Origin of the sequence: Acinetobacter sp. ME22, from assembly GCF_022012315.1 — a bacterium.
Taxonomy (GTDB): Bacteria; Pseudomonadota; Gammaproteobacteria; order Pseudomonadales; family Moraxellaceae; genus Acinetobacter; species Acinetobacter brisouii_A.
Map to the genome: position 1 here is coordinate 1 of NZ_JAKLTL010000064.1, position 260 is coordinate 260.

Sequence of the window (260 nt, forward strand, 5' to 3'; positions counted from 1 at the left end):
TTTAGGTCGCGATAAGATTTGCTTTTGATTGAGAATGCCAGCGACAGGTAAATCCCGCCTGTCGAGCCTGCAGGGATTGTATCAATCGCCCCGACAAAGATAACGTTTGTGCCAGTCTTAATTAAATCCTCTGAAATGGTGGCTGTGCTGTTGTAATAGCCCGTTGTTTCAAAGTCAATTTGCGTGCCATTGAAGTACAGTACTGCACCATCGTCATGGCTGAAACTGACTTCGATATCACCATAGTCGGTATTGTCATC

1 protein-coding gene is annotated in these 260 nt (G+C 45.0%); it reads right to left on the reverse strand.

All coding sequences use genetic code 11. The features are described 5' to 3' along the window. A partial coding sequence (locus tag LVY74_RS17705) for a hypothetical protein (protein ID WP_237816155.1) occupies positions 1-260 on the reverse strand: 260 nt, incomplete at both ends.